General features: G+C 72.6%; 23 protein-coding genes and 3 tRNA genes. 17 read left to right on the top strand and 9 right to left on the bottom strand.

The window, feature by feature from the left end; genetic code table 11:
* Positions 1-32: 32 nt before the first annotated feature.
* Positions 33-1,214: an MATE family efflux transporter gene (locus AB0J53_RS24435; RefSeq protein ID WP_364176070.1), complete on the bottom strand. Its 1,182-nt coding sequence runs from the start codon at positions 1,212-1,214 to the stop codon at positions 33-35.
* 54 nt (positions 1,215-1,268) lie between these two features.
* On the opposite strand from AB0J53_RS24435, the gene AB0J53_RS24440 reads away from it, so the two are divergent.
* Positions 1,269-1,829 carry a PadR family transcriptional regulator gene (locus tag AB0J53_RS24440; RefSeq protein ID WP_364176073.1) on the top strand — a complete coding sequence of 187 codons (561 nt, stop codon included), beginning with the start codon at positions 1,269-1,271 and terminating at the stop codon, positions 1,827-1,829.
* Positions 1,830-1,869: 40 nt separating this feature from the next.
* On the opposite strand, the gene AB0J53_RS24445 is transcribed toward AB0J53_RS24440, so the two are convergent.
* Positions 1,870-3,837 (bottom strand): M3 family metallopeptidase, encoded by a 1,968-nt coding sequence (locus AB0J53_RS24445; RefSeq protein ID WP_364176076.1) that lies wholly within the window; start codon positions 3,835-3,837, stop codon positions 1,870-1,872.
* A 154-nt stretch (positions 3,838-3,991) separates the two neighbouring features.
* Between AB0J53_RS24445 and AB0J53_RS24450 the strand changes: the two genes are divergently transcribed.
* The 4 genes from AB0J53_RS24450 (at position 3,992) to AB0J53_RS24465 (ending at position 4,944) form a co-directional block, all read left to right on the top strand.
* Positions 3,992-4,063, top strand: a tRNA-Gln gene (locus AB0J53_RS24450).
* A gap of 56 nt (positions 4,064-4,119) precedes the next feature.
* On the top strand, positions 4,120-4,701 hold the full coding sequence (locus AB0J53_RS24455) for a hypothetical protein (RefSeq protein WP_364176079.1): 582 nt from the start codon (positions 4,120-4,122) through the stop codon (positions 4,699-4,701).
* Between the two features lie 76 nt (positions 4,702-4,777).
* Positions 4,778-4,853: transfer RNA gene (locus tag AB0J53_RS24460), tRNA-Glu, on the top strand.
* A gap of 18 nt (positions 4,854-4,871) precedes the next feature.
* Positions 4,872-4,944: transfer RNA gene (locus AB0J53_RS24465), tRNA-Glu, on the top strand.
* Between the two features lie 111 nt (positions 4,945-5,055).
* On the opposite strand, the gene AB0J53_RS24470 is transcribed toward AB0J53_RS24465, so the two are convergent.
* A complete protein-coding gene (locus AB0J53_RS24470) occupies positions 5,056-6,762 on the bottom strand; it encodes a hypothetical protein (protein WP_219517255.1) in 1,707 nt (568 codons plus the stop codon).
* A 58-nt stretch (positions 6,763-6,820) separates the two neighbouring features.
* Positions 6,821-7,537, bottom strand: coding sequence for an IclR family transcriptional regulator (locus tag AB0J53_RS24475; RefSeq protein WP_049556902.1), 717 nt, complete (start codon positions 7,535-7,537; stop codon positions 6,821-6,823).
* 66 nt (positions 7,538-7,603) lie between these two features.
* Between AB0J53_RS24475 and leuC the strand changes: the two genes are divergently transcribed.
* The 4 genes from leuC to AB0J53_RS24495 all read left to right on the top strand — a co-directional run bounded on the left by leuC (position 7,604) and on the right by AB0J53_RS24495 (position 10,215).
* The gene (gene leuC, locus AB0J53_RS24480) at positions 7,604-8,989 is read left to right on the top strand and encodes a 3-isopropylmalate dehydratase large subunit (RefSeq protein ID WP_364176083.1); all 1,386 of its coding nucleotides are present in this window, start codon (positions 7,604-7,606) and stop codon (positions 8,987-8,989) included.
* An 11-nt stretch (positions 8,990-9,000) separates the two neighbouring features.
* Positions 9,001-9,588 (top strand): 3-isopropylmalate dehydratase small subunit, encoded by a 588-nt coding sequence (gene leuD, locus AB0J53_RS24485; RefSeq protein ID WP_219517253.1) that lies wholly within the window; start codon positions 9,001-9,003, stop codon positions 9,586-9,588.
* Positions 9,567-9,815, top strand: coding sequence for a hypothetical protein (locus AB0J53_RS24490; protein WP_364176086.1), 249 nt, complete (start codon positions 9,567-9,569; stop codon positions 9,813-9,815). The genes leuD and AB0J53_RS24490 overlap by 22 nt, the downstream gene beginning before the upstream one ends.
* A gap of 100 nt (positions 9,816-9,915) precedes the next feature.
* Positions 9,916-10,215 carry an HU family DNA-binding protein gene (locus AB0J53_RS24495; protein ID WP_219507033.1) on the top strand — a complete coding sequence of 100 codons (300 nt, stop codon included), beginning with the start codon at positions 9,916-9,918 and terminating at the stop codon, positions 10,213-10,215.
* Between the two features lie 51 nt (positions 10,216-10,266).
* Here the strand turns inward: AB0J53_RS24495 and AB0J53_RS24500 are convergent, their stop codons facing one another.
* Together AB0J53_RS24500 and cofC are read right to left on the bottom strand one after the other, a co-directional pair.
* Positions 10,267-10,467, bottom strand: a complete 201-nt coding sequence (locus AB0J53_RS24500) for a hypothetical protein (RefSeq protein WP_364176089.1) — start codon at positions 10,465-10,467, stop codon at positions 10,267-10,269.
* Between the two features lie 10 nt (positions 10,468-10,477).
* Positions 10,478-11,137 carry a 2-phospho-L-lactate guanylyltransferase gene (cofC, locus tag AB0J53_RS24505; protein ID WP_364176092.1) on the bottom strand — a complete coding sequence of 220 codons (660 nt, stop codon included), beginning with the start codon at positions 11,135-11,137 and terminating at the stop codon, positions 10,478-10,480.
* A 79-nt stretch (positions 11,138-11,216) separates the two neighbouring features.
* Between cofC and AB0J53_RS24510 the strand changes: the two genes are divergently transcribed.
* The 3 genes from AB0J53_RS24510 (at position 11,217) to AB0J53_RS24520 (ending at position 14,101) form a co-directional block, all read left to right on the top strand.
* On the top strand, positions 11,217-11,927 hold the full coding sequence (locus tag AB0J53_RS24510; RefSeq protein WP_364176095.1) for a lysophospholipid acyltransferase family protein: 711 nt from the start codon (positions 11,217-11,219) through the stop codon (positions 11,925-11,927).
* 4 nt (positions 11,928-11,931) lie between these two features.
* Positions 11,932-12,942 carry an NAD(P)H-dependent glycerol-3-phosphate dehydrogenase gene (locus AB0J53_RS24515; protein WP_219507026.1) on the top strand — a complete coding sequence of 337 codons (1,011 nt, stop codon included), beginning with the start codon at positions 11,932-11,934 and terminating at the stop codon, positions 12,940-12,942.
* A 61-nt stretch (positions 12,943-13,003) separates the two neighbouring features.
* Positions 13,004-14,101 carry a D-alanine--D-alanine ligase family protein gene (locus tag AB0J53_RS24520; protein WP_219507024.1) on the top strand — a complete coding sequence of 366 codons (1,098 nt, stop codon included), beginning with the start codon at positions 13,004-13,006 and terminating at the stop codon, positions 14,099-14,101.
* On the opposite strand, the gene AB0J53_RS24525 is transcribed toward AB0J53_RS24520, so the two are convergent.
* Both AB0J53_RS24525 and AB0J53_RS24530 read right to left on the bottom strand, forming a co-directional pair.
* The gene (locus AB0J53_RS24525; RefSeq protein WP_219507022.1) at positions 14,084-14,515 is read right to left on the bottom strand and encodes a DUF3515 family protein; all 432 of its coding nucleotides are present in this window, start codon (positions 14,513-14,515) and stop codon (positions 14,084-14,086) included. The two genes, AB0J53_RS24520 and AB0J53_RS24525, sit on opposite strands and share 18 nt — an antisense overlap.
* Positions 14,516-14,528: 13 nt before the next feature.
* On the bottom strand, positions 14,529-14,762 hold the full coding sequence (locus tag AB0J53_RS24530; protein WP_219507021.1) for an Lrp/AsnC ligand binding domain-containing protein: 234 nt from the start codon (positions 14,760-14,762) through the stop codon (positions 14,529-14,531).
* Positions 14,763-14,809: 47 nt separating this feature from the next.
* On the opposite strand from AB0J53_RS24530, the gene AB0J53_RS24535 reads away from it, so the two are divergent.
* The 3 genes from AB0J53_RS24535 to thiD all read left to right on the top strand — a co-directional run bounded on the left by AB0J53_RS24535 (position 14,810) and on the right by thiD (position 18,453).
* On the top strand, positions 14,810-15,796 hold the full coding sequence (locus AB0J53_RS24535) for a thiamine-phosphate kinase (protein ID WP_364176099.1): 987 nt from the start codon (positions 14,810-14,812) through the stop codon (positions 15,794-15,796).
* 126 nt (positions 15,797-15,922) lie between these two features.
* Complete coding sequence (locus AB0J53_RS24540) at positions 15,923-17,632, top strand: cellulose binding domain-containing protein (RefSeq protein ID WP_364176101.1); 1,710 nt, start codon at positions 15,923-15,925, stop codon at positions 17,630-17,632.
* Positions 17,633-17,640: 8 nt separating this feature from the next.
* Entirely contained in the window at positions 17,641-18,453 is an 813-nt protein-coding gene (thiD, locus tag AB0J53_RS24545) for a bifunctional hydroxymethylpyrimidine kinase/phosphomethylpyrimidine kinase (RefSeq protein WP_364176103.1), read from the top strand.
* 108 nt (positions 18,454-18,561) lie between these two features.
* Here the strand turns inward: thiD and rpmB are convergent, their stop codons facing one another.
* The gene (rpmB, locus tag AB0J53_RS24550) at positions 18,562-18,747 is read right to left on the bottom strand and encodes a 50S ribosomal protein L28 (protein ID WP_183656410.1); all 186 of its coding nucleotides are present in this window, start codon (positions 18,745-18,747) and stop codon (positions 18,562-18,564) included.
* A 201-nt stretch (positions 18,748-18,948) separates the two neighbouring features.
* Between rpmB and AB0J53_RS24555 the strand changes: the two genes are divergently transcribed.
* On the top strand, positions 18,949-20,493 hold the full coding sequence (locus AB0J53_RS24555; RefSeq protein WP_364176107.1) for a DAK2 domain-containing protein: 1,545 nt from the start codon (positions 18,949-18,951) through the stop codon (positions 20,491-20,493).
* 34 nt (positions 20,494-20,527) lie between these two features.
* Complete coding sequence (gene recG / locus AB0J53_RS24560; RefSeq protein ID WP_364176110.1) at positions 20,528-22,720, top strand: ATP-dependent DNA helicase RecG; 2,193 nt, start codon at positions 20,528-20,530, stop codon at positions 22,718-22,720.
* Positions 22,721-23,117: the final 397 nt, after the last annotated feature.

Below are 23,117 nucleotides of genomic sequence, written 5' to 3' on the forward strand. Positions count from 1 at the left end.
CCCCGGCCACCGGCCGGGGCCCCTCGGGCCGGTCACCGCGGTCCGCCCGCCCGCGTGATGCGGGGGAGGACGGCGGCGGTGAGGCTGAGGGTCGCGCCGGCGGCCATCGACAGCCACACCCCGGTGACGCCCAGCCAGGCGCTCAGCGCGTACGCGAGGGGCAGCTGGGCGGCGAAGCCCGCCAGGGTGGCGGCGAGCAGCCGGCCGCCTCTCCCGGTGGCCTGCAGCACGCCGCCCACGGCGATCAGCCCGCCGAACGGCACCAGATAGAGCGTCATCCAGCGCAGGAACCCCACGGCGGGCCCCGGGTCGGCGGCGAACAGCGCGGCGACCGGCTCGGCGGCCACGTTGAGCACCGCCGCCACCACGGCTCCCGTGGCCAGCCCGGCGAGCAGGGGTGACCCGGTGTGCTCGCCCCGGGCGGTGCGGATCATCGTGGCCTGGCGGAGCGCGTAGAACGCCATCACCCCGGCCAGCATCACCTTCTGCCCGACCCCGTACCCGGCCAGCTCGGCGGTGCCGAAGCCGGCGACGAGGTCGACGAGCACCATGCCCACGAGCGCCCGCGCCAGGAAGTCCCCGGACATGGGAAGCCCGGTGCGCACCACCGCTCCCACAAGCAACCCCGCCCCGGGCTCCGTGCTCGCTCCCGGGCTCGCTTCCGGGCTGCGCAGGGCGGGGAAGGAGGCCGCCAGGGTGATGGCGCGGGCGAGCACGGTGGCCAGGGCGGCGCCCTCGACGCCGAGGCCGAGCCCGTGGATGAACAGCGGGTCCAGCGCGACGACCAGCGCGTTGCACAGCAGCGCGTGGCGCATCGGCCGCCTGGTGTCGCCCCGGCCCTTGAGCACCCCGTCCACGACCGTCTGGGCGAAGTACACGGGCCATCCGGCGAAGGCAATGAGGAAGTACGCCTCCCCGCCCGCCAGCCAGAGCCCGGCCGCCGTGATGGGCACGGAGAGCCCCGCCCACAGCACCCACCCGGTCCTGACGACGGGCGCCAGCGGGGCGCGGCCGTCGCGCCGCCCGACGAGCACGGTCACGCCCGTCGGCACGGCCAGGAAGATCCCGTAGGCCAGGGTCTCGGCGGTCGTGGCGATCGTCACCGTGGCGATGGCGTCCTCGCCGAGCCCGGACACCCAGAGCAGGTCGATGAGCCCCACCGCCACGACGGCCGTGAGCAGTTCCACGTAGATGGGCGTCGCCAGCCTGAACACGCATACCTCGAATCGTAGTATCTCGATTAGAGGTATAGCGTTACGATGCATCCCATGGCAAGCGGCGGTGACCTGACCCTGTCCATCCTGGGGTTCCTCGGCGAGCGCCCCATGCACGGCTACGAGCTCAAGGCCAGGATCGCCGCGCTGACCGGCCACCTGCGCCCGGTCAGTGACGGCGCCCTCTACCCGGCGATCGCCCGGCTGGAGTCCAAGGGCCTCGTCGAGCGGCACGAGGAGGCCGGCACGCACGCCGCCCGCCGCCAGGTCCTCACGCTCACCCCGGCGGGCCGCGAGGAGCTGCTGAGGCGCCTGCGCGAGCCCAGCGACCTCGACATCAGCGACCAGACCCGGTTCTTCGGGCTGCTGACGTTCCTGTCAGCCCTGCGCGACCGGGCCGAGCGGGCCGGGGTGCTGCGGCGCAGGCTGGCGTTCCTGGAGGCCCCGGCGAGCTTCTTCCACGAGGGGGGCGCGCCGGTGCGGATCAAGGACGAGCGCGACCCGTACCGGCGCGGCATGCTGATCGTCGCCCGAGCCTCCAGCGAGGCCGAGCGGACATGGCTGCGCGAGGCCATCGCGGAGCTCGAAGCCCCCCGCGACGACCCCGCGCGATGACCCTGGTGACCCTGGTGACCCTGGTGGTCCCGGGCCCGGGTCACACCAGGCCGCGGCGCTCCAGCAGCGGGCGGATGCCCGGCTCGCGGCCCCGGAAGTTGCGGAACGCGGTCAGCGCGTCGACGCTGCCGCCCTTCGACAGCAGCTCCCGCCGGAAGTGGTCGCCGTTGGCCCGCTTGAGCCCGCCGTTCTCCTTGAACCACTCCACGCTCTCGGCGTCGAGCACCTCGCTCCAGATGTAGGAGTAGTAGCCCGCGCTGTAGCCGCCCGAGAAGACGTGCGCGAAGTAATTGGTCCGGTAACGCGGCCGCACCAGCGGGAACGCGATGCCGGCCGTCTCCAGGGCCGCCGCCTCGAACGCCTCGGCGTCGGTCACCTCCTCGCCCGGGGCCAGCTTGTGCCAGGCCCAGTCGAGCAGCGTCGCGGCCAGATACTCCACGGTCTTGAAGCCCTGGTTGAACCGCTCGGCCGCCTTCAGCTTGGCCACCAGCTCGGCCGGCATCGGCTCGCCGGTCTCGTGGTGGCGGGCGTAGCTTTCGAGGATCTCCGGCCAGGTCACCCACATCTCGTTGACCTGCGACGGATACTCGACGAAGTCACGCGGCACGTTGGTGCCCGACACCCTCGGGTAGCGCACCTCGGAGAACAGCCCGTGCAGCGCGTGCCCGAACTCGTGGAAGGCCGTGTTGACCTCCTCGTACGTCAGCAGCGTCGGCCCTTCGGCGGGCTTGGTGACGTTCAGGTTGTTCATCACGACCGGCTTCTCGCCGAACAGGAACGACTGGTCGACCAGGTTGTTCATCCACGCGCCGCCGCGCTTGTTGGCCCTGGCGTACGGGTCCAGCAGGAACAGGCCGAGCGCCTCGCCGCCCTCGTCGGACACCTCGAAGACGCGCACGTCCTCGTGGTAGCCGTGCAGGTCGGGCCGGTCGGCGAAGCTCAGCCCGTACAGCAGCTCGGCGGCCCGGAAGATGCCGTCGCGGAAGACGCGGTCCAGCTCGAAGTAGGGGCGCATGGCGTCGGCGTCGAGGTCGTAGCGGGCCCGGCGCACCTTCTCGGCGTAGTAGGACCAGTCCCACGGCTCGATCGCGAACCCGGCCTGCTCCGCCAGCGCCTCGGCCTCCTCGCGGGCGTTGCGCACGGCCGGGCCGACGAGCTGGGAGAGCATCTCCTCGACGGCCTCAACGGTCTTGGCCGTCTCGTCGGCGACCACGTACGCGGCGTGGCTGGGGAAGCCGAGCAGCGCGGCGCGCTCGGCGCGCAGGCTCGCCATCCGGATCGCGAGCGCGCGGTTGCCGGGCGCCCGCTCGACGCTCAGCTCGTACAGGCGGCGGCGCACGTCGCGGTCGGTGAGCTGGGCCAGCGCGGGCTGGTTGGTGAAGTTGAGCAGCGGCAGCACGTAACGGCCGTCCTGGCGCAGCGACCTGATCGTGGCCTCGTCGAGCCCGTCGAGCTCCTTGGCGTCGTCGACGACCAGCGCCGACTCGGTGGAGGCCTTGAGCAGGTTCTGCGAGAACTCCGTCGACAGCGTCGACAGCTCCTCGTTGAGCGCCCGCAGCCGCTCCTGCTCCGGCTCCGACAGGTCGGCGCCGGCGCGGACGAAGTCGTCGCGGTACTTCTCCAGCAGCCACGCCTCCTCCGGGTCGTCGGTCGTGACCCGCTTGAGCCGGTCCCACAGCGCCCGGTCGAGGCGGATCGCGTCGCTGTGCCTGGCCAGCTCCGGCGAGATCCGCTTCTCGATCTCCATCAGCGCGTCGGAGGTGTTGGAGGACGCCATCGAGTAGAAGACCGTCGCCACCCGGTTCAGGACGCGCCCGGACCTCTCCAGCGCGGCGACCGTGTTGTCGAACGTCGGCGGCTCCTCGGCGGACGCGATGGCCGCCACCTCGGCCAGCTGCTCGGCCATCCCGCGCTCGAACGCGGGAAGGTAGTGCTCCTCCCGGATCTCCGCGAAGGGCGGCAGCTGATAGGGCAGGGTGCTAGGGGCGAAGAACGGGTTCTCGGCCAACGCTGAGGCTCCTCCACGTGGTGATTTGTCCCCATCAGCTTGGCACGTCACGGCCGGTGCCGGACCCCGCCGCGTATTCGTTTTGGTCTTACCCCCCGAGCTGGGCTATTCTTTCGGACATCGCCGAGCGCGCCCCGCAGGGGGTTCGCCGCGGTGGGGTATGGTGTAATTGGCAGCACGACTGATTCTGGTTCAGTTAGTCTAGGTTCGAGTCCTGGTACCCCAGCACAGTGCAGTGACAGTGCGGATGTTTCGATCAGAAACATCCGCTTTCTTGTTTTCATGACCGAGTTCCGGATGCGTCGCGGTTCCTTCTACGCGTTCGCCGCCCCCTTCCTGATGCCGCTCGCGCTCTTCTTCCCGGTCTGCCTGGCGCTGGGCGCGATCCTCACCCGGAGCACGCTCCTCGGCGTCCTCGTCGCCGCCGCGGCCACGGCCGCCCTCGTCGGCGTGCTCGCGGTCAAATACCGGCGGATGGTCGACGGCACCGTGGTGCGCTTCTCGCCGCAGGGCGTCGAGCTGTCCGACTCGTACGGCTTCCGCCTGCGGCTGGCGTGGGCCGACATCGAGCGCGTCGACGTGGTGGAGAGCCCGATGGCCGGCCGCAGGGTCATCGGCCGCCCCGGCGGCGTCCGGGTGCGCGCCGGGGAGATGCGCACGATCGGCCTCGTCGGCTGGGGCTCGCGGGTGCTGCCGGGCCGCGTCCCCGGCTGGATGCGCGACCACCTGGCCCGGGTGCCCGTCCACCCCGAGTCCGGCCTGCAGTGGCTCGGCATCCCGCTCGGCGCGATCGACCCGCTGTGGGAGCGCGGGCCGATGGGTGAGCTGGTACGACAGCGCAGGCCCGATCTGATGGCCCGATAGCGGTTTGGTTGTGCTCCTCGCCGTGCGGTAGAGTTACGTCCGTTGCCGGGGAGGCCCGGCACCAGCTTGTGGACAGGGTCCCGTCGTCTAGTGGCCCAGGACGCCGCCCTCTCAAGGCGGTAGCGCCGGTTCGAATCCGGTCGGGACTACCACTGTCACAAGCTCATGAAGGTCCCGTCGTCTAGTGGCCCAGGACGCCGCCCTCTCAAGGCGGTAGCGCCGGTTCGAATCCGGTCGGGACTACGCCTTCACCTGAAGACCCGGCCCATCTGGCGCCGGGTCTTTTCGTTTACGAAATGAGACGCGAAAGCGCGCCCCCCGATGAGGGAGGCGCGCTTTCCACTGTCCGGCGGACTACTGCGCGGCGGAGCGGGCCTTGAACAGCGCCCGCCGGGCCGCCTTGGCGATCTGCTTGTCCGGATGCACCTGGGAGATCAGGTCCAGCAGCTCCTCCACGTGCGCGTGCGGAATCTTCCACACCACGTCCAGCAGGTTGTTGAGCAGCTCCGGCCCGATGTCGCGCAGGCTGCCCACGAACTCCTGCCGCCCCAGCCCGGCCGAGATGGTCCACATGTCGAGGATCAGCCAGTTGGTGTCGTCAGGGGTGGGCTCGGGCGCGCCCTCCACGCCGAGCTGGCTCAGGTGCGTGGCCGCGTAGGGGCGCAGCGACACCTCGTCGAGCGCGGCCTGCCAGGCGGGCACGGCGGCCTCGCCGAGCGTGCCGACGACGCTGGCCGCCTGCACCCGGATGAGCGCGTCGTCGCCGTCCTTGGCGGCGGCCTCCAGCAGCTCCTCGGCGGCCTTGGCGGGCTCGCGCAGCCGCATCCAGGCGGCGAACTCCGCGTCGGCCTCCTCCTCGGGCAGCTCGGCGCTGAGGACCAGCAGCTCGTGCGCGCTCATCGACTCGATGGCGGGCCGGGCGTCGATCTCGATGTCGGAGTCGTCGAGCAGGTGGACGACGCCCTCGGTGCCGAGCGGCGTGAGGCTGACGGTGTCGCCGGAGACCTCCGTCATGCCGTAGCCGGCCAGCCAGGTGAGCGCCGGGGCGAGCGGGTCGCCCGCCTCGTGCCACGCCTGGGCGCCCAGCTCGTCGATCTCGGCGGCGGCCTCGGCCAGCTCGCGCCGCAGCCCGGCCAGATCGCGTGAGCCGCCCGCGAGCAGCAGCCTGACCAGCAGGCCCCGGGTGAGGCCGGCCAGGGCCATGGTGAGGTCCTCGTCGGCCAGCTCGGGGTCGCCGTAGTCGACGGAGTGGAGGCCGAGCATCCAGGCGTCGAGCACGTCCTCGTCGTCGTCGAACGGCCACTCGGCGGTGTCGTCCTGCACGGCCACCGTGTTGCCCTCGCCCGGCTCCAGGAACTCCAGGTCGACGGCGAGGTTCCACAGGTTCCACAGGTCGGGCACGGCCTCGGCGAGCGCGCCCTCGGTCTCCGGCCTGGGCAGGCCGACGGCGGCCAGCGCCTCCTCGACCTCGGCGTCGGACAGCAGCGTGTCCTCGCCCACGCGGCGGCCGGAGCCGACCCACAGGGCCAGGTCGCGGGCCTTGGCGATGAGCGGCACCGCGCGCGCGGCGGCGGCCAGCTCGGCGTCGGGCCGCAGCCTGATCGTGGGCAGGTCGGCCAGATCGTCGGCGAAGGGCTCGAAGTCGCCGAGGTCGCCCGTCTCGTCCTCGTCCTCGACGTCCTCGATCAGGTCTTCCATCAGCTCGACGAAGTCGTCCTCCACGTCGTCGAGCTCGGCCTGCAGATCGGCGAGGCTGTCGGAGCCCTTGGCCAGCCTGCCGGTGCTCGACAGGAAGGTCAGGTAGGCGTCGACGGCGGGGAGCATGCCGTCGGCGGCCGCGTCGGGGTCGTCGACGACCTTCGGCATGCGATCGAGCAGCAGGTTACGCAGGTCGGCGCGCTTCCACGTGCCGAGGTCCTGCGAGAAGGCGAGACGGTGCCACAGTGCGGCGGGCCCCACGAGCTCGGGGTCGCTGTCGGGCGCGTTGGTCCGTGCCCACAAGATGAACTCTTCGAGCAGGGGTCGCAGCTCAGTGGCGGCTACCTCGATGCGATCTGTCACGCACTCAGGCTAGTGCGCCAGCGACGCACTCGGCTCCCTAAATACCGGCTTTGGCGGATCATGACGTGCGTCGCATGGCCTCCGTGATGCGCTCGGCCGCGGCCATCACCGGCACCGCGTGCAGCCGCCCCGGGGCGCGGGTCAGGCGCTCGATGGGACCCGACACGCTGACCGCCGCGATCACCTTGCCGCCGCTGCCCCTTATGGCGGCTGAGACGCTCGCCACACCCTGCTCGCGCTCTCCCACGCTGTGGGCCCACCCCCGGCGCCGCACGGAGGCGAGGGTGGCGGCGGTGAACTTGGCGCCGCGCAGCCCCCGGTGCAGCCGGTCGGGCTCCTCCCAGGCCAGCAGGATCTGGGCCGCCGACCCGGCGGTCATCGGCAGCGCCGAGCCGACGGGCACGGTGTCGCGCAGGCCGCTGGAGCGCTCGGCGGCGGCCACGCACACCCGCTCGTCGCCCTGCCGCCGGTAGAGTTGCGCGCTCTCGCCGGTCAGGTCCCTCAGCTGCATGAGCACGGGCGCGGCGACCGCGAGCAGGCGGTCCTCGCCGGCGGCCGTGGACAACTCCGAAAGCCTGGGGCCGAGCACGAACCTGCCCTGCGTGTCACGGGTCACGATGCGGTGGTGCTCAAGGGCGACGGCCAGCCGGTGGGCCGTGGGGCGGGCCAGGCCGGTGGCCTGGACGAGCTGCGCCAGTGACGCCGGTCCGGCTTCGAGGGCGTTGAGCACCAGAACGGCCTTGTCCAGTACTCCGACTCCGCTAGAGTTGTCCATACACCGATACTGCCGTCTCGACATATGAGAAGGCAAGTCGGAGGTCTGTCTCAAGGAGGAGATCCCATGGGCCGCACACTGGCCGAGAAGGTCTGGGAGCAGCACGTCGTGCGCCGCGCCGACGGCGAGCCCGACCTGCTCTACATCGACCTGCACCTCATCCACGAGGTGACCAGCCCGCAGGCGTTCGACGGTCTCCGTCTCGCCGGCCGGACCGTGCGAAGGCCCGATCTCACCATCGCCACCGAGGACCACAACGTGCCGACCGTCCTCGGCCCGATCTCCGACCCGGTGTCCAAGACGCAGGTCGAGACCCTGCGCAAGAACGCCGCCGAGTTCGGCCTGCGGCTCCACCCGATGGGCGACGCCGGCCAGGGCGTGGTCCACATCATCGGCCCGCAGTTCGGCCTGACGCAGCCCGGCATGACGATCGTGTGCGGCGACTCCCACACCTCCACCCACGGCGCGTTCGGCGGCATCGCGTTCGGCATCGGCACCTCCGAGGTCGAGCACGTGCTGGCCACCCAGACGCTGCCCGCCTACCGGCCCAAGACGATGGCCATCGAGGTCTCCGGCGAGCTGCCTGTCGGCGTCACCGCCAAGGACCTGATCCTGGCCATCATCGTCAAGATCGGCACCGGCGGCGGCCAGGGCTACATCGTCGAGTATCGCGGCGAGGCCGTGCGCAAGCTCTCCATGGAGGGCCGCATGACGGTGTGCAACATGTCCATCGAGGCGGGCGCCAGGGCCGGCCTGATCGCGCCCGACGAGACCACGTTCGCCTACCTCGAGGGCCGCCCGCACGCGCCGTCGGGCGAGGCGTGGGACCAGGCCGTCGCCTACTGGAAGACGCTCAGGAGCGACGACGACGCCGTCTTCGACAAGGTCGTCGAGATCGACGCCTCAACGCTGACGCCGTACGTCACCTGGGGCACGAACCCGGGCCAGGGCCTGCCGCTGAGCGACAGCGTCCCCGCCCCGGAGAGCTTCGCCGACCCGGTCGCCCGCTCGGCCGCCGAGCGCGCCCTCGAATACATGGGCCTGACCGCCGGCACCCCGCTGCGTGACATCGAGGTCGACACCGTCTTCGTCGGCTCGTGCACCAACGGCCGCATCGAGGACCTGCGCTCGGCCGCCGAGATCCTGCGCGGCCGCCAGGTCAGGACGCGCACGCTCATCGTCCCCGGCTCGATGCTGGTCAAGCGCCAGGCCGAGGAGGAGGGCCTGCACGAGGTGTTCAAGGCCGCCGGCGCCGAGTGGCGCGAGGCCGGCTGCTCCATGTGCCTCGGCATGAACCCCGACACCCTCCAGCCGGGCGAGCGCAGCGCCTCCACCTCCAACCGCAACTTCGAGGGCCGCCAGGGCAAGGGTGGCCGCACCCATCTGGTGTCGCCGCAGGTCGCCGCCGCGACCGCCGTCACCGGCCGCCTGACCGCCCCCGCCGACCTCTAGGAGACCCACCGATGGAAGCCTTCACCACCCACACCGGTACGGCGGTGCCGCTGCGCCGCAGCAACGTCGACACCGACCAGATCATCCCGGCCGTCTGGCTCAAGCAGGTCAGCCGCACCGGGTTCGAGAAGGGCCTGTTCGCCGCCTGGCGCGAGGACCCGTCCTTCGTCCTCAACGACCCCGCCTACTCGGGCGCGTCCGTCCTGGTCTCCGGCCCCGACTTCGGCACCGGCTCCTCGCGTGAGCACGCCGTGTGGGCGCTCCAGCAGTACGGGTTCCGCGTCGTGATCGCCGCCCGGTTCGGCGACATCTTCCGCAACAACTCCACCAAGATGGGGCTGCTGCCGGTCGTGCTGCCGGGCGACAAGGTCGAGGCGCTGCAGGACGCCGTCGAGGCCGACCCGGGCCTCCAGGTGACCGTCGACCTGGCCGAGCGCCAGGTCCGCTGGGCCGGCGAGACCGTCGCCTTCGAGATCGACGACTACACCCGCTGGCGGCTCATGGAGGGCCTGGACGACATCGGGCTGACCCTGCGTCACGCCGACGACATCGCCACGTACGAGAATGGTCGGCAGCCATGGCTGCCGACCACCGTCTAGACGACGACGAGCTGGCGCGGGGGGTGGGGGGAGCGGACCGCCGGCGGGGCCTTCTGAGCCGGGCCCACCCCGGCCCCCGCGAGCGGCTGGCGCGCCACTACCTGTCCATCTGCGACCAGGCCAAGCTCGATCCCGGCCGCGCGGCCGCCCGCCTGGACAACTTCCTGGCCGTTCTCGACGAGGCCGCCGACACGCCACGCGAGGACGAAAACACGCCGGGTGATTGAGTTCCCCCCCGATCCCGCCTACTTTCGAGCGCGTAAGGGGTTTCTACGTCAGACTCGTGAGCTGGAACCCCGAGCCGTAACTGGGGGAGCAGAAACTTTCATGAACAAGCGGGAACTCGTCGACGCCATCGCGGATCGCGTCGGCGACAGGAAGACGGCGACAGAGGCCGTCAACGCGGTCATCGACGCCGTCCAGAAGGCAGTCGCCAACGGCGACAAGGTCTCGATCACGGGCTTCGGCGCCTTCGAGATGGTGCACAAGCCGGCCAGGACGGCCAGGAACCCTTCGACCGGCGCCGAGATCAAGGTGGCGGAGAGCTGGGCGCCCAAGTTCCGCCCCGGTTCGGACTTCAAGGATCTGGTGAACGAGGGCGGCAAGAAGGCCGCGAAGAAGAAGTAGGCACCGCAGCGGCGAAAGGCCCGGGCTCCCTTTACGGGGGTCCGGGCCTTTTCACGGCAGCGGGAAGGTCGACAGCGTGATGTAGCTGATCTCGCCGCCGGACACCGTGAAGTTGACCCGCTGGCCGGTGCGCAACAGCAGCAGCGGCCCGGCGTCGAAGGCATGGGCGGGGAAGGCCAGCACGGTCCCGTCGTCGAGGAAGACCGAGCCGGACCGGGTGGCCTCGTCGAAGCTGCGCACCGTCCCCTGCATGCGTTCCAGCCTAGACCTGATCACCGCCGTCGTCATCGCCGTCTGGCCACAGCTCGGCGACCACCGCCGCCGTGTGGGCGCCCAGGCCGAGCGTCATGGCGGCGCGCAGGTCGTCCGGCGTGTCGACGTCGCGCCGCAGCGAGTCGATGCCCTCCGGGGTCAGCTCCTTGGCCCCGCCCGCCAGGTGCTTGGCCCGTGACTCGCCGCCGAACCGGGGCCGGAAGGGCCTGCCGGGCCGTACGCCGTAGAAGGTGGTGCCGACGTCGAGCGCGTCGGGCACGAACGCCTGGTCGAACTCGGCGGCGGCCCCCAGCGCGATCGCCAGCTCCGCCGGGCGCAGCGCCGGCAGGTCGGCCTGAAGCGCTCCGACGGGGTCGCCGGGCGCCAGCCGCACCGCGTGCGCCGCGCCGGTGCGCAGCGCCGTGTTGAGCCCCCGGTCCGGGTCGTGCACCACGTCGGCGCCGAGCCCGGCCAGCGGCCCCGCGGCGGCCGGGTCGGCGGTCACCACGATTACCCTGGCGACCGCCGGGCAGGCGAGAGCGGCAGTGACGGTGTCGCAGGCGACCGCGACGGCCAGCCGCGTGCGGTGCGGGCCCGTGGCGGCGGCCAGCCGGGTCTTCGCCGCTACCAGGGTCTTCACCGGAATGACCAGCGACCAGCGGATGCTCATAGGCTTAAGCATCGCGCCTCGACATCCCTGGCGGCCAACCGGGAGACTTGTGCGCATACCAGAGGTGTTGGAGGAGACCATGAGCCGCGTCACGCGACCGTCGCGTTTCTGGGAAACCCTGGCCGTCGTGATCGTGAAACCGCTCTCGTGGCTCCTGGTCAAGAAAGACTGGCGCCGCGGCGACCGCCTCCCGCGCACGGGAGGCGTGATCATCGTGGCCAATCACCTGTCGTGGGCCGATCCGGTGCTGCTGTCGCACTTCCTCTACAACAACGGCCGCTGGCCGATCATCCTGGCGAAGGCGGCGCTGTTCAAGGTGCCGCTGCTGGGCCACGCGGTGCGCTCGCTGCGCGCCATCCCCGTCTACCGGGGCAGCGCCGACGCCGCCAGGTCGCTGCGGGAGTCGGAGCAGCGGCTCAAGGACGGCGGCGCGATCCTGTTCTACCCCGAGGGCACCTGCACCCGCGATCCCCGCCTGTGGCCGATGGTGGGCAAGACGGGCGCCGCCCGGCTGGCCCTGGAGAGCGGCGTGCAGGTGATCCCCATCGCCCACTGGGGCGCCCACGAGCTGCTGCCCTACGGCCAGAAGCGGCCCAGGCTCTTCCCCCGCAAGACGTTCCGCGTGCTGGTCGGCCCCCCGGTCGACCTGTCGCGCTACGCCGGCCGGGCGCCGCACGCCGACGTGCTGCGCGAGGCCACGGCCGACATCATGGCCGCGCTCACCGCCCAGCTCGCCGAGCTGCGCGGCGAGAAGGCTCCCGAGACTCCCTACGATCCCGCCGGACGGTGACGAGATGACCAAGGCCGCCGTGTTCGGCACCGGCTCCTGGGGGACCACGTTCGCGATGATCCTCGCCGAGGCCGGCAACAAGACCGTCCTGTACGGGCGCCGCCCCGAGGTGGTCGAGGCGATCGACCGCACCCACATGAACGCCGACTACCTGCCCGGCGTCGCGCTGCCCACCTCGCTGCGCGCCACCACCGACGTCGCCGAGGCGCTCGACGGGGCCGACTTCGTGGTGCTGGCCGTGCCCTCGCAGACGCTGCGGGCCAACCTGACCGCCTGGCGCGAGCACATCCCGCGTGACGCGGTGCTGGTCAGCCTCATGAAGGGCATCGAGCTCGGCACCACCAAGCGGATGAGCGAGGTGATCCGCGAGGTCGCCGGGGTGCCGCCGGAGCGGGTGGCGGTCGTCTCCGGGCCCAACCTGGCCAAGGAGATCGCCCAGCGCCAGCCCGCCGCCGCCGTGGTCGCCTGCGCCGACGAGGGCGTCGCCGACCGGCTGCAGAAGGCGTGCCACCTGCCGCCGTGGTTCCGCCCCTACACCAACACCGACGTGGTGGGCGTGGAGCTCGGCGGCGCCGTCAAGAACGTGATCGCGCTGGCCGTCGGCGTGGCCGCCGGCATGGGCATGGGCGACAACGTGGGCGCGCTGCTGATGACCAGGGGCCTGGCCGAGATCTCCCGCCTGGGCGCCGCGCTCGGCGCCGACCCGCACACGTTCGCCGGGCTGGCCGGCATGGGAGACCTGGTCGCCACCTGCACCTCGCCGCTGTCACGCAACCGCACCTTCGGCGAGAACCTGGGGCGCGGCATGACGCTGGAGGAGGTCGTCGCCGCCACCCGGCAGACCGCCGAGGGCGTCAAGTCCTGCGAGTCGGTGCTGGAGCTGGCCAGGAAACACGACGTGGAAATGCCGATCACCGAAGTCGTCGTCGGCGTCGTCCACGACGGCATGTCGCCTGCGGAGGCGGGGATGCTGCTCATGTCGCGCTCACCCAAACCCGAGCGTTACGGCGTCTGATGTCCCGAAACACGCGTGCTTGACTCGCTGTGGGCGGAGCGCGCCGGTAGATTCGGACCTCATGAGCAAGCCACGCGTCGCCGTCGTTTTCGGAGGTCGCAATTCCGAGCATGCCGTGTCCCTGATGGGGGCGGGCAGCGTGCTGGAGGCGATCGACAGGAGCAAGTACGAGGTGATCCCCATCGGGATCGCCCAGGACGGCAGGTGGGTGCTGGCCTCGGCCGATCAGCGCTTCCAGATCGAGGAAGGAGAGCTGCCCGCCGTCGAGACCACCGGCGCGGCGCTCGCGCTGCCCTCGGGCGGCAGCTCCCTCGTGGCCTACGACCCGGGCAGCATCCCGGTCGAGCTGGGCTCGGTCGACGTGGTGTTCCCGGTCATGCACGGGCCGTTCGCCGAGGACGGCACCATCCAGGGGCTGCTGGAGATGGCCGGGGTCCGCTACGTCGGCTCCGGCGTGCTGGCCAGCGCGGTCGGCATGGACAAGGGCTACATGAAGACGGTCCTGGCCGCCGCCGGGCTGCCGATCGGCCGCTACGTGGTGGTCCGCGACCGTGACTGGCGGCTCGACCGCGACCGGGTGGTGAAGGAGGCCGAGGAGCAGCTCGGCTGGCCGGTGTTCGTCAAGCCGGCCAGGGCCGGGTCCTCGCAGGGCATCTCCAAGGCGCACGACCGGGCCGAGCTGGAGCGGGCCGTGGAGTTCGCCAGGCAGCACGACCCCAAGGTCCTCATCGAGGAGGCCATGACCGGGCGCGAGGTCGAGTGCGCGGTGCTGGAGTCGCTCGGCGACGACCCGCCCGCCGCGTCGGCGCCCGGCGAGGTCAGGGTCGAGGGCGGCCAGGAGTTCTTCGACTTCGAGGCCAAGTACTACCCCGACCAGATGTCGCTCACCGTGCCCGCCGACATCCCGGCCGAGGCGGCCGAGGAGCTGCGCGCGATGGCGGTGCGCGCGTTCGAGGCGCTGGAGTGCGAGGGGCTGGCGCGGGTCGACTTCTTCTACACGCCCGACGGGCGGCTGGTGCTCAACGAGATCAACACCATGCCGGGCTTCACCGCGCTGTCGGTGGCGCCGCAGCTCTGGGCCGCCTCCGGGCTGCCCTACCCGGCGCTGGTCGACCGGCTCGTGCAGCTCGCGCTCAACCGGTCACCGGGGCTGCGCTGACACCTGGCCGATCGGGCCCGACAGCTCGGCGAGCACCTCGGGGGCCACGTGCGAGCCGCCGACCGTGACCTCCACGTAGAGCGGGGCGGCGACGGCGGTGAACAGGGTGGGCCGTTCGGGATCGGCGAACCAGCCCACCCCGTTGATCTCCTGGAGCTGGTCGGTGGGCGCCATCCTGGCCGGCCTGGGCACGCCGCAGCGCAACGCGACCGTGCCCGGCCCCCACACCGCGACGTACGGGGAGGCGGGCGTGGACTCCGTGCGCCCGTCGGCCCCGATCTTGGCGGGCAGCAGGCCGGCCAGCCGGTCGCAGGCCGCCACCGCCTCACCCTCGGGCTTGGGCGGTTCGACCTGGACGGCGCCACCGCATCCGGCCAGTGCGAGCAGGACAAGCAGGACGGGGGCCGTACGCATGGAAAGATCTACCTCAGATATGGACGATCGGACACGTAAGGGTACGCGTGATGCCCTCCACGGCCTGAATCTGGGCCACGACGAGCTTGCCCAGCTCGTCGACGTTGCGAGCCTCGGCGCGCACGATCACGTCGTAGGGGCCCGTCACGTCTTCCGCCTGAGTCACCCCGGTGATGCCGGAGATCTCGTGGGCCACCGCCGCCGCCTTGCCGACCTCGGTCTGAATAAGGATGTAGGCCTGCACCATTACGTCCTCCCAGGCGATTGGATCACGCCGAAGGGCCACCGTACCCTGTGAGCGTCAGGAGGTGCGTCATCACAGTCGGTGAACTCGGCGAGTTCGGAGTTGTGGCCCGCATCGCCGCGCGCCTGCCTCAGGGCGCCGCGGTGCTGCTGGGGCCGGGCGACGACGCCGCGATGGTCGGCGCGCCGGACGGGCGCGTCGTGGTCTCTACGGATCTGCTGATCGAGGGTAGGCACTTCCGCCGCCATTGGTCCAGCGGCTACGACGTCGGCCGCAAGGCCGCGGCCCAGAACCTGGCCGACGTGGCCGCCATGGGCGCGGTGCCCACCTCCATCGTGGTCGGGCTCGGGATGCCCGCCGACCTGCCCCTCACCTGGCTCGACGGCCTCACGGACGGCTTTCGCGAGGAGTGCGCCCTGGTGGGGGCCAGTGTGGCCGGGGGCGACGTCACCCGCTGCGACCTGGTCGTCATCGGGGTGACGGCGCTGGGCGACCTCCAGGGCCGCGCGCCGGTGACCCGTGCCGCCGCCCGGCCTGGGCACGTGGTGGCCGTGGCGGGCCGCCTGGGCTATTCGGCGGCCGGGCTGGCCCTGCTGGAGGCGGGCCGCGCCACCGGCGGCGAGCAGGCCGAACGGGAGCCGCGCTGGGGCGACGTGGTGGCGGGCCACCGGCGGCCCAGCCCGCCCTACGCGTGCGGGCCGGAGGCGGCTCGGCTGGGCGCGAGCGCCATGCTGGACGTGAGCGACGGGCTGCTGCAGGACCTGGGCCACGTGGCCGCGGCCAGCGGGGTGCGCGTCGAGCTGGACCCGGGGGCGCTCCCGGTGGCGGAGCCGGTGGCCGCGGCGGCCAAGGAGCTGGGCGCCGATCCGCTCGACTGGGTGCTCACCGGCGGCGAGGACCACGCCCTGGCCGCCACGTTCCCTCCTGACGTGCAGCTTCCCGCCTCCTGGCAGGTCGTGGGGCGCGTGGTCGAGGGGGAGGGCGTCGGGGTCACGGGGCGTGAGACCGGGCCCGGCGGATGGGATCACTTTAGGTGACCAACTAGCCCGATTTGAGTAGTATTTTCCGGATTTCCGGCGTGACTGCGGGGAATGTTGGGACAAAGGCGTAGTAAAGGTGTTATGAAGATTGGCGGCCAACTGTAACCGGCAGAGAGGGCTGTCATGGGCCGCCACGGCACCGGTGGATCCGAAGATGGGGACGAACGGGGGGAAACCAGCGCCTTCTGGGGTTCGCACGACGAGCAGCCCGAGTCCTTCTGGGGCTCGGAGGGCAAGCCGTCCGAGCCAGGCTGGCCGTCACTGCCCGACCAGGTCGAGGTGACGGGCCAGTGGTCGCCCATGCCCCAGCGGGACGACGCCCCGTCCTCAGCCGTGCCGCAGTCCGACCCGTTCGAGGTCACCGGCGCCTTCGCCGCGTCGCCCCGGCCGGAGCCCGGACGCCCGGTCCCGCCGGCTGACCAGCCCTTCGAGGTCACGGGCGCCTTCGCCCGCCCGGCCTCCTGGGACGACGTCCCCGAGGCCGCCGCCCAGCCGCCGTCCCGGCCCAGCGTCTTCGACCCGGCCCCGCACGACAGCACGGCCGTCTTCGGCCCGCCGTCGGACCCCTTCGGCCAGGCCAAGCAGCCGAACCCGTTCGAGCAGGACGCCCCGCCGAACCCGCAGGTCCCGGTCCCCAACCCGTTCGACCAGGGGCCGCGGACGGGGTCGTTCGAGCCCGTGGGCGGCGACCACCCGAACCCGTACGCCCGGCCCGGCGGGTTCGCCGGCGGGGAGGCGTTCGACGAGGGCCCGGCGGAGCGGACCGGCGCGTTCAATCCCTTCCCTGACGACCGTACGGCGAGGTTCGACCCGCCCGTCACCGCAGGCCCGCCCGAGCCGGGCGACGTCAAGGTGGCAGGCGAGCCGACGATGGCCGCGCCCACCCCCGCGTGGGCCGAGGCCGAGAGCGGCTTCCTCGGCTCCGGCTGGTCGTCGGACGGCGAGCAGCCCGCCGAGCCGGAGCCCAGCTCGCGCCGTGGCCGCCGCAAGCCGCCCAAGGACCCGTACGACGCCCCGTCCGGCGGCAGGGGCAAGCTGGCCCTGCTCTCCGTGGCGGCCGTCGCCATCGTGCTCGGCGGCACCGTGGCGGGCGTCAAGCTGATGAGCTCCGGCGGCGCGGCCGACTGCCCCGGCGGCGCCTGCGCCGCCGTCCAGGCGAGCAACCAGCCCGGCCCGGCCGTGTCCAAGCCCCCGGCCGAGGACCCCGAGCCCGTGGCGGACCCCGCCGAGGAGCCGGTGGAGGACGAGCCGACGGAGAAGGAGAGCGAGGCGGCCGACCCGCCGGCGCCGAAGGCCACGAACGCCCCGGTCCAGCCGCGCCGCACCCCGTCGCCGACCCCCAAGCCGACCAAGACCAAGTCCAAGCAGGCCCAGGAGCCTGTGGAGGAGCCGGTCGACGAGATCATCGAGGAGATCCCGACCGAGACGCCCAGCGAGGAGACGTCCCCGCTGGGTGACGCCGACGGCCGGCCCAGGCAGGACAGCACCACCCAGCCGGCCCCGACGGCCACCACCCAGCTCGCGGCCGGCGGCTCCTCCGTGCGGGTCGACTTCGACGTGGTCAAGCAGGGCCTCACCGGCTACACCGCCGCCGTGAACGTCCGCAACTCCTCCGCCGGCCCGCTGACCGCCCTCACGCTGTCGCTGCCCGTACGGGGCCGCGTCACGGACGTCGACGGCGCCACCTGGACGCAGGACGGGAACCTGCTGATCGTGGACCTGTCGGCGACGATCGCGTCCGGCGATTCCAGTGAGATCACCGTCAAGGCCCTCGGCAAGGCGGGCCAGCCGCGTAGCTGCGGCATGGTCGGCGGGGAGTGTTCCGTCAGCTAAGTGGTTGGATGGGGGATATGACGGTTTCGACTCCCCCACGCGTGCTGACCGTCGCCGGATCCGACTCCGGCGGCGGTGCGGGCATTCAGGCCGATCTGAAGACCATGCTGGCCCAGGGCGTGCACGGCATGAGCGTGATCGCCGCGGTCACCGCGCAGAACTCCATCGGCGTCCAGGGCTACTGGGAGCTGCCGCCCGAGGCGGTGCGGGCGCAGCTCGACTCGGTGCTCGGCGACATCGGCGCCCAGGCCGTCAAGACCGGCATGCTGGCCTCGCCCGCCCTGGTCGAGCTGGTCGCGGAGAAGCTGGCCGGCTACCCAGCGCCGCTCGTCGTCGACCCGGTCGGAGTGTCCAAGCACGGCGACTCCCTGCTCGCGCCCGAGGCCGTCGAGACGCTCAGGACGCGCCTGCTGCCCGTCGCCACCGTCGTCACCCCCAACCTGTGGGAGGTGGAACAGCTCACCGGCGTCAAGGTCGAGGACGAGGACGACCTGCGCCGGGCCGCCGACGCCATCCTGGAGCTCGGGCCCACCTGGGTGCTGGTCAAGGGCGGCCACCTGCCCGGCAGGCCCGTCGACCTCCTCACCGACGGCGCTGCCGAGCACCGCTTCACCGCCGAACGCCACGACAACCGCCACACCCACGGCACCGGCTGCACGCTCGCCTCCGCCATCGCCTCCCACCTGGCCCTGGGCGAGGACGTGCCGGGCGCCGTCGCCAAGGCCAAGGCGTACGTGACGGGCGCCATCGCCCACGGCTTCCCCCTGGGCGCGGGCATCGGCCCGGTCGACCACGCCTGGCAGCAGCGCACCCAGCGGTGACCCGAGCCCGTACGGCGGGCCTGCGGCGTCCTGCGGGCCTTTGCGGCTCGGCGGGCACGACGAAGGCCCGCCGCTCGGGTGAGCGGCGGGCCTTCGACAGAGCGTGGGTTAGCGGGTGACCTTGCCCGCCTTGATGCACGAGGTGCACACGTTCATCTTCTTCGGCGTGCCGCCGACGACCGCGCGAACCGTCTGGATGTTGGGGTTCCAACGACGGCGGGTGCGGCGGTGAGAGTGGGACACGTTGTTGCCGAAGGTCGGCCCCTTGCGGCAGACATCGCAGACGGAAGCCACGGTATCGCTCCTTAAAACAGTCGATGTAGCCCGGTCCGCTGATGTTCGTCGGGCGGAGGGCATGCCGGGACAACCGGCCAGCCAGACGAGAATATCCGATCCGCACCACCACGGCGAACTCGATCACCACTGGACGACGCCGGACACGGCGATATTCTCCTCGATTAACGGTAGCGCACGCGGGGAGGCCGGAGCGCGCACATGGAGGATCTCGACCCGCCCGCGGTGCGACGCTGGGCCCGGCTGGCCGCCGACGCGCTCGGCAGGGCCAGGGGCGAGCTCGACGCGCTCAACGTGTTCCCGGTGGCCGACGGCGACACCGGCACGAACCTGCACCTGACGATGCTGTCGGCGGCCGAGGCGGTCGAGTCGCTGCCCGACGACGTGGGCGCCGAGGTCGTGTGGCAGACGCTCTCCTACGGGGCGCTGGTCGGGGCGCGCGGCAATTCCGGGGTCATCGTCAGCCAGGCGCTGCGCGGGCTGGCCGAGGTGCTGAAGGACGGCTCCGACCTGCGTGCCGGGCTGGCCAGGGCAGCCGCGCTCGCCAGGCAGAGCGTCGCCAGGCCCGTCGACGGCACGGTGCTGAGCGTGCTGGCCGCCGCCGCGGAGGCCGTACAGGACCTGCGGAGCGGGCCCGGTGAGGTCGCGCGCCGCGCCGCCGAGGCCGCCCGCGCGGCGCTGCGCCGTACCCCCGACCAGCTCGACGTGCTGGCCCGCAGCGGCGTCGTCGACGCGGGCGGCGCCGGGCTGGCGATCGTGCTGGAGACGCTCGCCGCGGTGATCACCGGCGTTCACCGGGAGCGCTACGAGGTGCCCGGACCGACCGCCCGGGTGTCGCCGATGACCGAGGTGGGCGCGGGCTACGAGGTCATGTACCTGCTCGACGCCGACGACGAGGCCGTCGCCCGGCTGCGTACGGAGCTCGACGCCATGGGGGAGTCGCTCGTCGTGGTCGGCGGCGAGGGGCTGTGGAACGTCCACGTGCACGTCGGCGAGGCGGGCCCGGCCGTCGAGGCCGGGCTGCGGGCCGGCCGCCCCCACCGCATCAGGATCACCTACCTGGCCGAGCGCACCCACCGCGCCGGACCCGGCCGGGGCGTGGTGGCGGTCGCCGCGGGCGACGGGATCGCGGCGCTGTTCGAGGAGTGCGGCGCGGTCGTCGTCCGGCGCGAGCCCGGCGGCAGGCCGGCCCTGCCCGCCATGCTCGCCGCCATCCGGCAGGCCGGGGACGAGGTCGTCGTGCTCCCGAACGACGAGGCCGCCGGAGCCGTCGCCTCCGCCGCCGCCGAGATCGCCCGCGAGGACGGCGTCGCGGTGAGCGTGCTGCCGACCAGGGCGACAGTGCAGGGCCTGGCCGCGCTCGCCGTGCACGACCCGCTGCGGCGCTTCGACGACGACGTGGTCACCATGACCGACGCCGCCGGCCACACCCGCCACGGCCACCTCGCGCTGGCCGACCAGGAGGCCGTCACCAGCGCCGGCCTGTGCCGCCCCGGCGACGTGCTCGGGCTGATCGACGGCGACGTGGCCGTGATCGGCGACACGCTCGACGGCGTCGCCACGCTCGTCGTGGACCGGATGGTGGCGGGCGGCGGCGAGCTGGTGACCCTCGTCACGGGCGCCCGCGCCCCGGCCCTGCTCGCCGACCACGTGGCCGGGCATCTCTCGCGCGTACGGCCCGACGTCGACCTCGTCGTCTACCAGGGGGAGCAGGACGGCTACCCGCTGCTCATCGGCGTCGAGTGATTCCTGTCGGCCGCAAGCGGTAGAACTAGGTGGCGTGAGCCGTTTCGACGAGCCTCTGACGAAGGCGCTCGACCCGAAGACCGCCAAGCTGCTGCACACCGTGCTCGGCCTGGAGACGGTCGGCGACCTGCTGCGCCACTACCCCCGGCGCTATGCCGAGCGCGGCGAGCTGACCTCGCTCGACGCCCTCGAGGTCGACGAGCACGTGACCGTGGTGGGCGAGGTCACCCGGCTGATGCGCAAGCCGATGCGCAACCGCGGCGGCACCTGGCTGGAGGTCGAGGTCGTCGACGGGAGCGGCAGCAAGATCTACCTGTCGTTCTTCGGCAAGGGCTCCCACGTGGCCGAGTCGCGGCTCAAACCGGGCAGGCGCGGCATGTTCGCCGGCAAGGTGGGGCTGTTCGGGGCGCGGGGCAAGCCGCGCTGGCAGCTCGCCCACCCCGAGTTCGAGCTGTTCGAGGAGGGCGAGGCGAGCGCCGAGGACTTCGCGGCGGCGCCGGTGCCCATCTACCCGGCGGGCAAGGACCTCACCCCGTGGGCGATCCGGCGGGCCATCGGCATGATGCTCGACACGCTCGGCCCGCTCGACGACCCGCTGCCCGCCGACCTGCGCGCCCGCCACGCGCTGCCGGGGCTCGACGACGCGCTGACGGCGATCCACCGGCCGAAAGACTTCGGTGACGTGCAGCGGGCCCGCAAGCGGCTGAAGTTCGACGAGGCGTTCCTGCTCCAGGCCGTGCTGCTGCAGCGCAGGCAGGCGGCCACCGCGTGGCCGGCCAAGCCGCGCCCGCGCCGCGACGGCGGCCTGCTGGCCGACTTCGACGCGCGGCTGCCGTTCTCGCTCACCGAGGGGCAGGCGGCCGTCGGCGAGGAGATCGCCGCCGACCTGGCGCTGGAGCACCCCATGCACCGGCTGCTCCAGGGCGAGGTCGGCGCCGGCAAGACCGTCGTCGCGCTGCGCGCCATGCTCCAGGTCGTCGACGCGGGCGGCCAGGCCGTGCTGCTCGCCCCGACCGAGGTGCTCGCCCAGCAGCACCACCGCTCGATCAGCGGCATGCTGGGCGACCTGGCGCAGGGCGGCATGTTCGGCGGCACCGCCGTCACCCTGCTCACCGGCTCGATGGGGGCCGCCGCCCGGCGCGCGGCCCTGCTCGACGCCGCCTCCGGCACCGCCGGGATCGTCGTCGGCACCCACGCCCTGCTCCAGGAGCACGTCCAGTTCGCCGACCTCGGCCTCGTGGTCGTCGACGAGCAGCACCGCTTCGGGGTCGAGCAGCGCGACGCGCTCCGCGAGAAGGCAGGCGACGCCCGGCCCCACGTCCTCGTCATGACCGCCACCCCCATCCCGCGCACGGTCGCCATGACCGTCTTCGGCGACCTGGAAGTCTCCACGCTCTCCCAGCTCCCCTCCGGGCGGGCGCCCATCACCACCCACGTCGTCCCCGCCGCCGAGAAGCCCCACTACCTCGAACGCACCTGGGCCCGGGTCCGCGAAGAGGTCGCCCTCGGCCGGCAGGCGTACATCGTCTGCCCCCGCATCGGCGACCTGGAAGGCGACGAGGGCGACCTGGCCCCCTCCGACTCCAACTCCGCCTCCGCCGACGAGGAGCGCCGGCCGCCGCTGGCCGTCCTGGAGGTGGCCGAGATGCTGTCCGAAGGGCCCTTCCACGACCTGCGCGTGGCCGTCCTCCACGGCAAGCTGCCGCCCGAGGAGAAGGACGCCATCATGCGGTCGTTCAGCCGGGGCGAGATCGACATCCTGGTGGCGACCACGGTGATCGAAGTCGGCGTCGACGTGCCCAACTCGTCGGTGATGATCATCATGGACGCCGACCGGTTCGGCGTCTCCCAGCTCCACCAGCTCCGCGGGCGCGTCGGGCGAGGCGGGCTGCCCGGGCTGTGCCTGCTGGTGTCCGACTTCCCGGAGAACACCCCCGCCCGCGCCCGCCTCGACGCCGTCGCCGCGACCCTCGACGGGTTCGAGCTCTCGCGCGTCGACCTGGAACAGCGCCGCGAGGGCGACGTCCTCGGCGCCGCCCAGTCGGGCAAACGGTCGTCGCTCAAGATGCTGCAACTGCTGCGCGACGAGGACGTCATCGCCACGGCCCGCGACGAGGCCGCTGCCCTCCTCGCCGCCGACCCCGCCCTCACCACCCACCCCGGCCTCCGCGCCGAGATCGACCGCCTCCTGGCCGACGAACGCGCCGAATACCTGGAGAAGACCTAACCCCACCGAGGTGGAAACCCGCCCCGCCTACCGGCGCCGGTGCGGCGAGGGGGCGTACGGCGAGGACGGGGGGAGCTGGGGCCTGCCGGGCGGGGCGTGCGCGTTGGGAGGGGAGGCGGGTGGGGGCGGCTCCCTGCGGTGGTCACCCTCCCGGCGCCGGTGCGGCGACGGGGCGTACGGCGGAGGTCGGCGCAGGCGTACGGCGCGGATGGGGCTGGGGCCTGCCGGGCGGGGGCGTGCGCATTGGGAGGGGAGGGCGGCTTCCTGCGGGAGGCCACCCCCCGGCGCCGGTGCGGCGAGGGGGCGTACGGCGGAGGTCGGCGCAGGCGTACGGCGCGGATGGGGCTGGGGCCTGCCGGGCGGGGGCGTGCGCATTGGGAGGGGAGGGCGGCTTCCG

The organism is Nonomuraea sp. NPDC049725, assembly GCF_040674795.1.
Lineage (GTDB): Bacteria > Actinomycetota > Actinomycetes > Streptosporangiales > Streptosporangiaceae > Nonomuraea > Nonomuraea ceibae.

What these genes read in the sequence shown, in the direction of transcription:
- AB0J53_RS24555 (WP_364176107.1), top strand. Translation starts at nt 18,949, where the DNA reads ATGGAGGATCTCGACCCGCCCGCGGTGCGACGCTGGGCCCGGCTGGCC.
- AB0J53_RS24515 (WP_219507026.1), top strand. Translation starts at nt 11,932, where the DNA reads ATGACCAAGGCCGCCGTGTTCGGCACCGGCTCCTGGGGGACCACGTTC.
- AB0J53_RS24475 (WP_049556902.1), bottom strand. Translation starts at nt 7,537, where the DNA reads ATGGACAACTCTAGCGGAGTCGGAGTACTGGACAAGGCCGTTCTGGTG.
- AB0J53_RS24495 (WP_219507033.1), top strand. Translation starts at nt 9,916, where the DNA reads ATGAACAAGCGGGAACTCGTCGACGCCATCGCGGATCGCGTCGGCGAC.
- leuC (WP_364176083.1), top strand. Translation starts at nt 7,604, where the DNA reads ATGGGCCGCACACTGGCCGAGAAGGTCTGGGAGCAGCACGTCGTGCGC.
- AB0J53_RS24440 (WP_364176073.1), top strand. Translation starts at nt 1,269, where the DNA reads ATGGCAAGCGGCGGTGACCTGACCCTGTCCATCCTGGGGTTCCTCGGC.
- AB0J53_RS24525 (WP_219507022.1), bottom strand. Translation starts at nt 14,515, where the DNA reads ATGCGTACGGCCCCCGTCCTGCTTGTCCTGCTCGCACTGGCCGGATGC.
- thiD (WP_364176103.1), top strand. Translation starts at nt 17,641, where the DNA reads ATGGGGGATATGACGGTTTCGACTCCCCCACGCGTGCTGACCGTCGCC.
- AB0J53_RS24500 (WP_364176089.1), bottom strand. Translation starts at nt 10,467, where the DNA reads ATGCAGGGGACGGTGCGCAGCTTCGACGAGGCCACCCGGTCCGGCTCG.
- AB0J53_RS24490 (WP_364176086.1), top strand. Translation starts at nt 9,567, where the DNA reads ATGGCTGCCGACCACCGTCTAGACGACGACGAGCTGGCGCGGGGGGTG.
- AB0J53_RS24510 (WP_364176095.1), top strand. Translation starts at nt 11,217, where the DNA reads ATGAGCCGCGTCACGCGACCGTCGCGTTTCTGGGAAACCCTGGCCGTC.
- leuD (WP_219517253.1), top strand. Translation starts at nt 9,001, where the DNA reads ATGGAAGCCTTCACCACCCACACCGGTACGGCGGTGCCGCTGCGCCGC.
- AB0J53_RS24520 (WP_219507024.1), top strand. Translation starts at nt 13,004, where the DNA reads ATGAGCAAGCCACGCGTCGCCGTCGTTTTCGGAGGTCGCAATTCCGAG.
- AB0J53_RS24540 (WP_364176101.1), top strand. Translation starts at nt 15,923, where the DNA reads ATGGGCCGCCACGGCACCGGTGGATCCGAAGATGGGGACGAACGGGGG.
- AB0J53_RS24530 (WP_219507021.1), bottom strand. Translation starts at nt 14,762, where the DNA reads ATGGTGCAGGCCTACATCCTTATTCAGACCGAGGTCGGCAAGGCGGCG.
- cofC (WP_364176092.1), bottom strand. Translation starts at nt 11,137, where the DNA reads ATGAGCATCCGCTGGTCGCTGGTCATTCCGGTGAAGACCCTGGTAGCG.
- AB0J53_RS24455 (WP_364176079.1), top strand. Translation starts at nt 4,120, where the DNA reads ATGACCGAGTTCCGGATGCGTCGCGGTTCCTTCTACGCGTTCGCCGCC.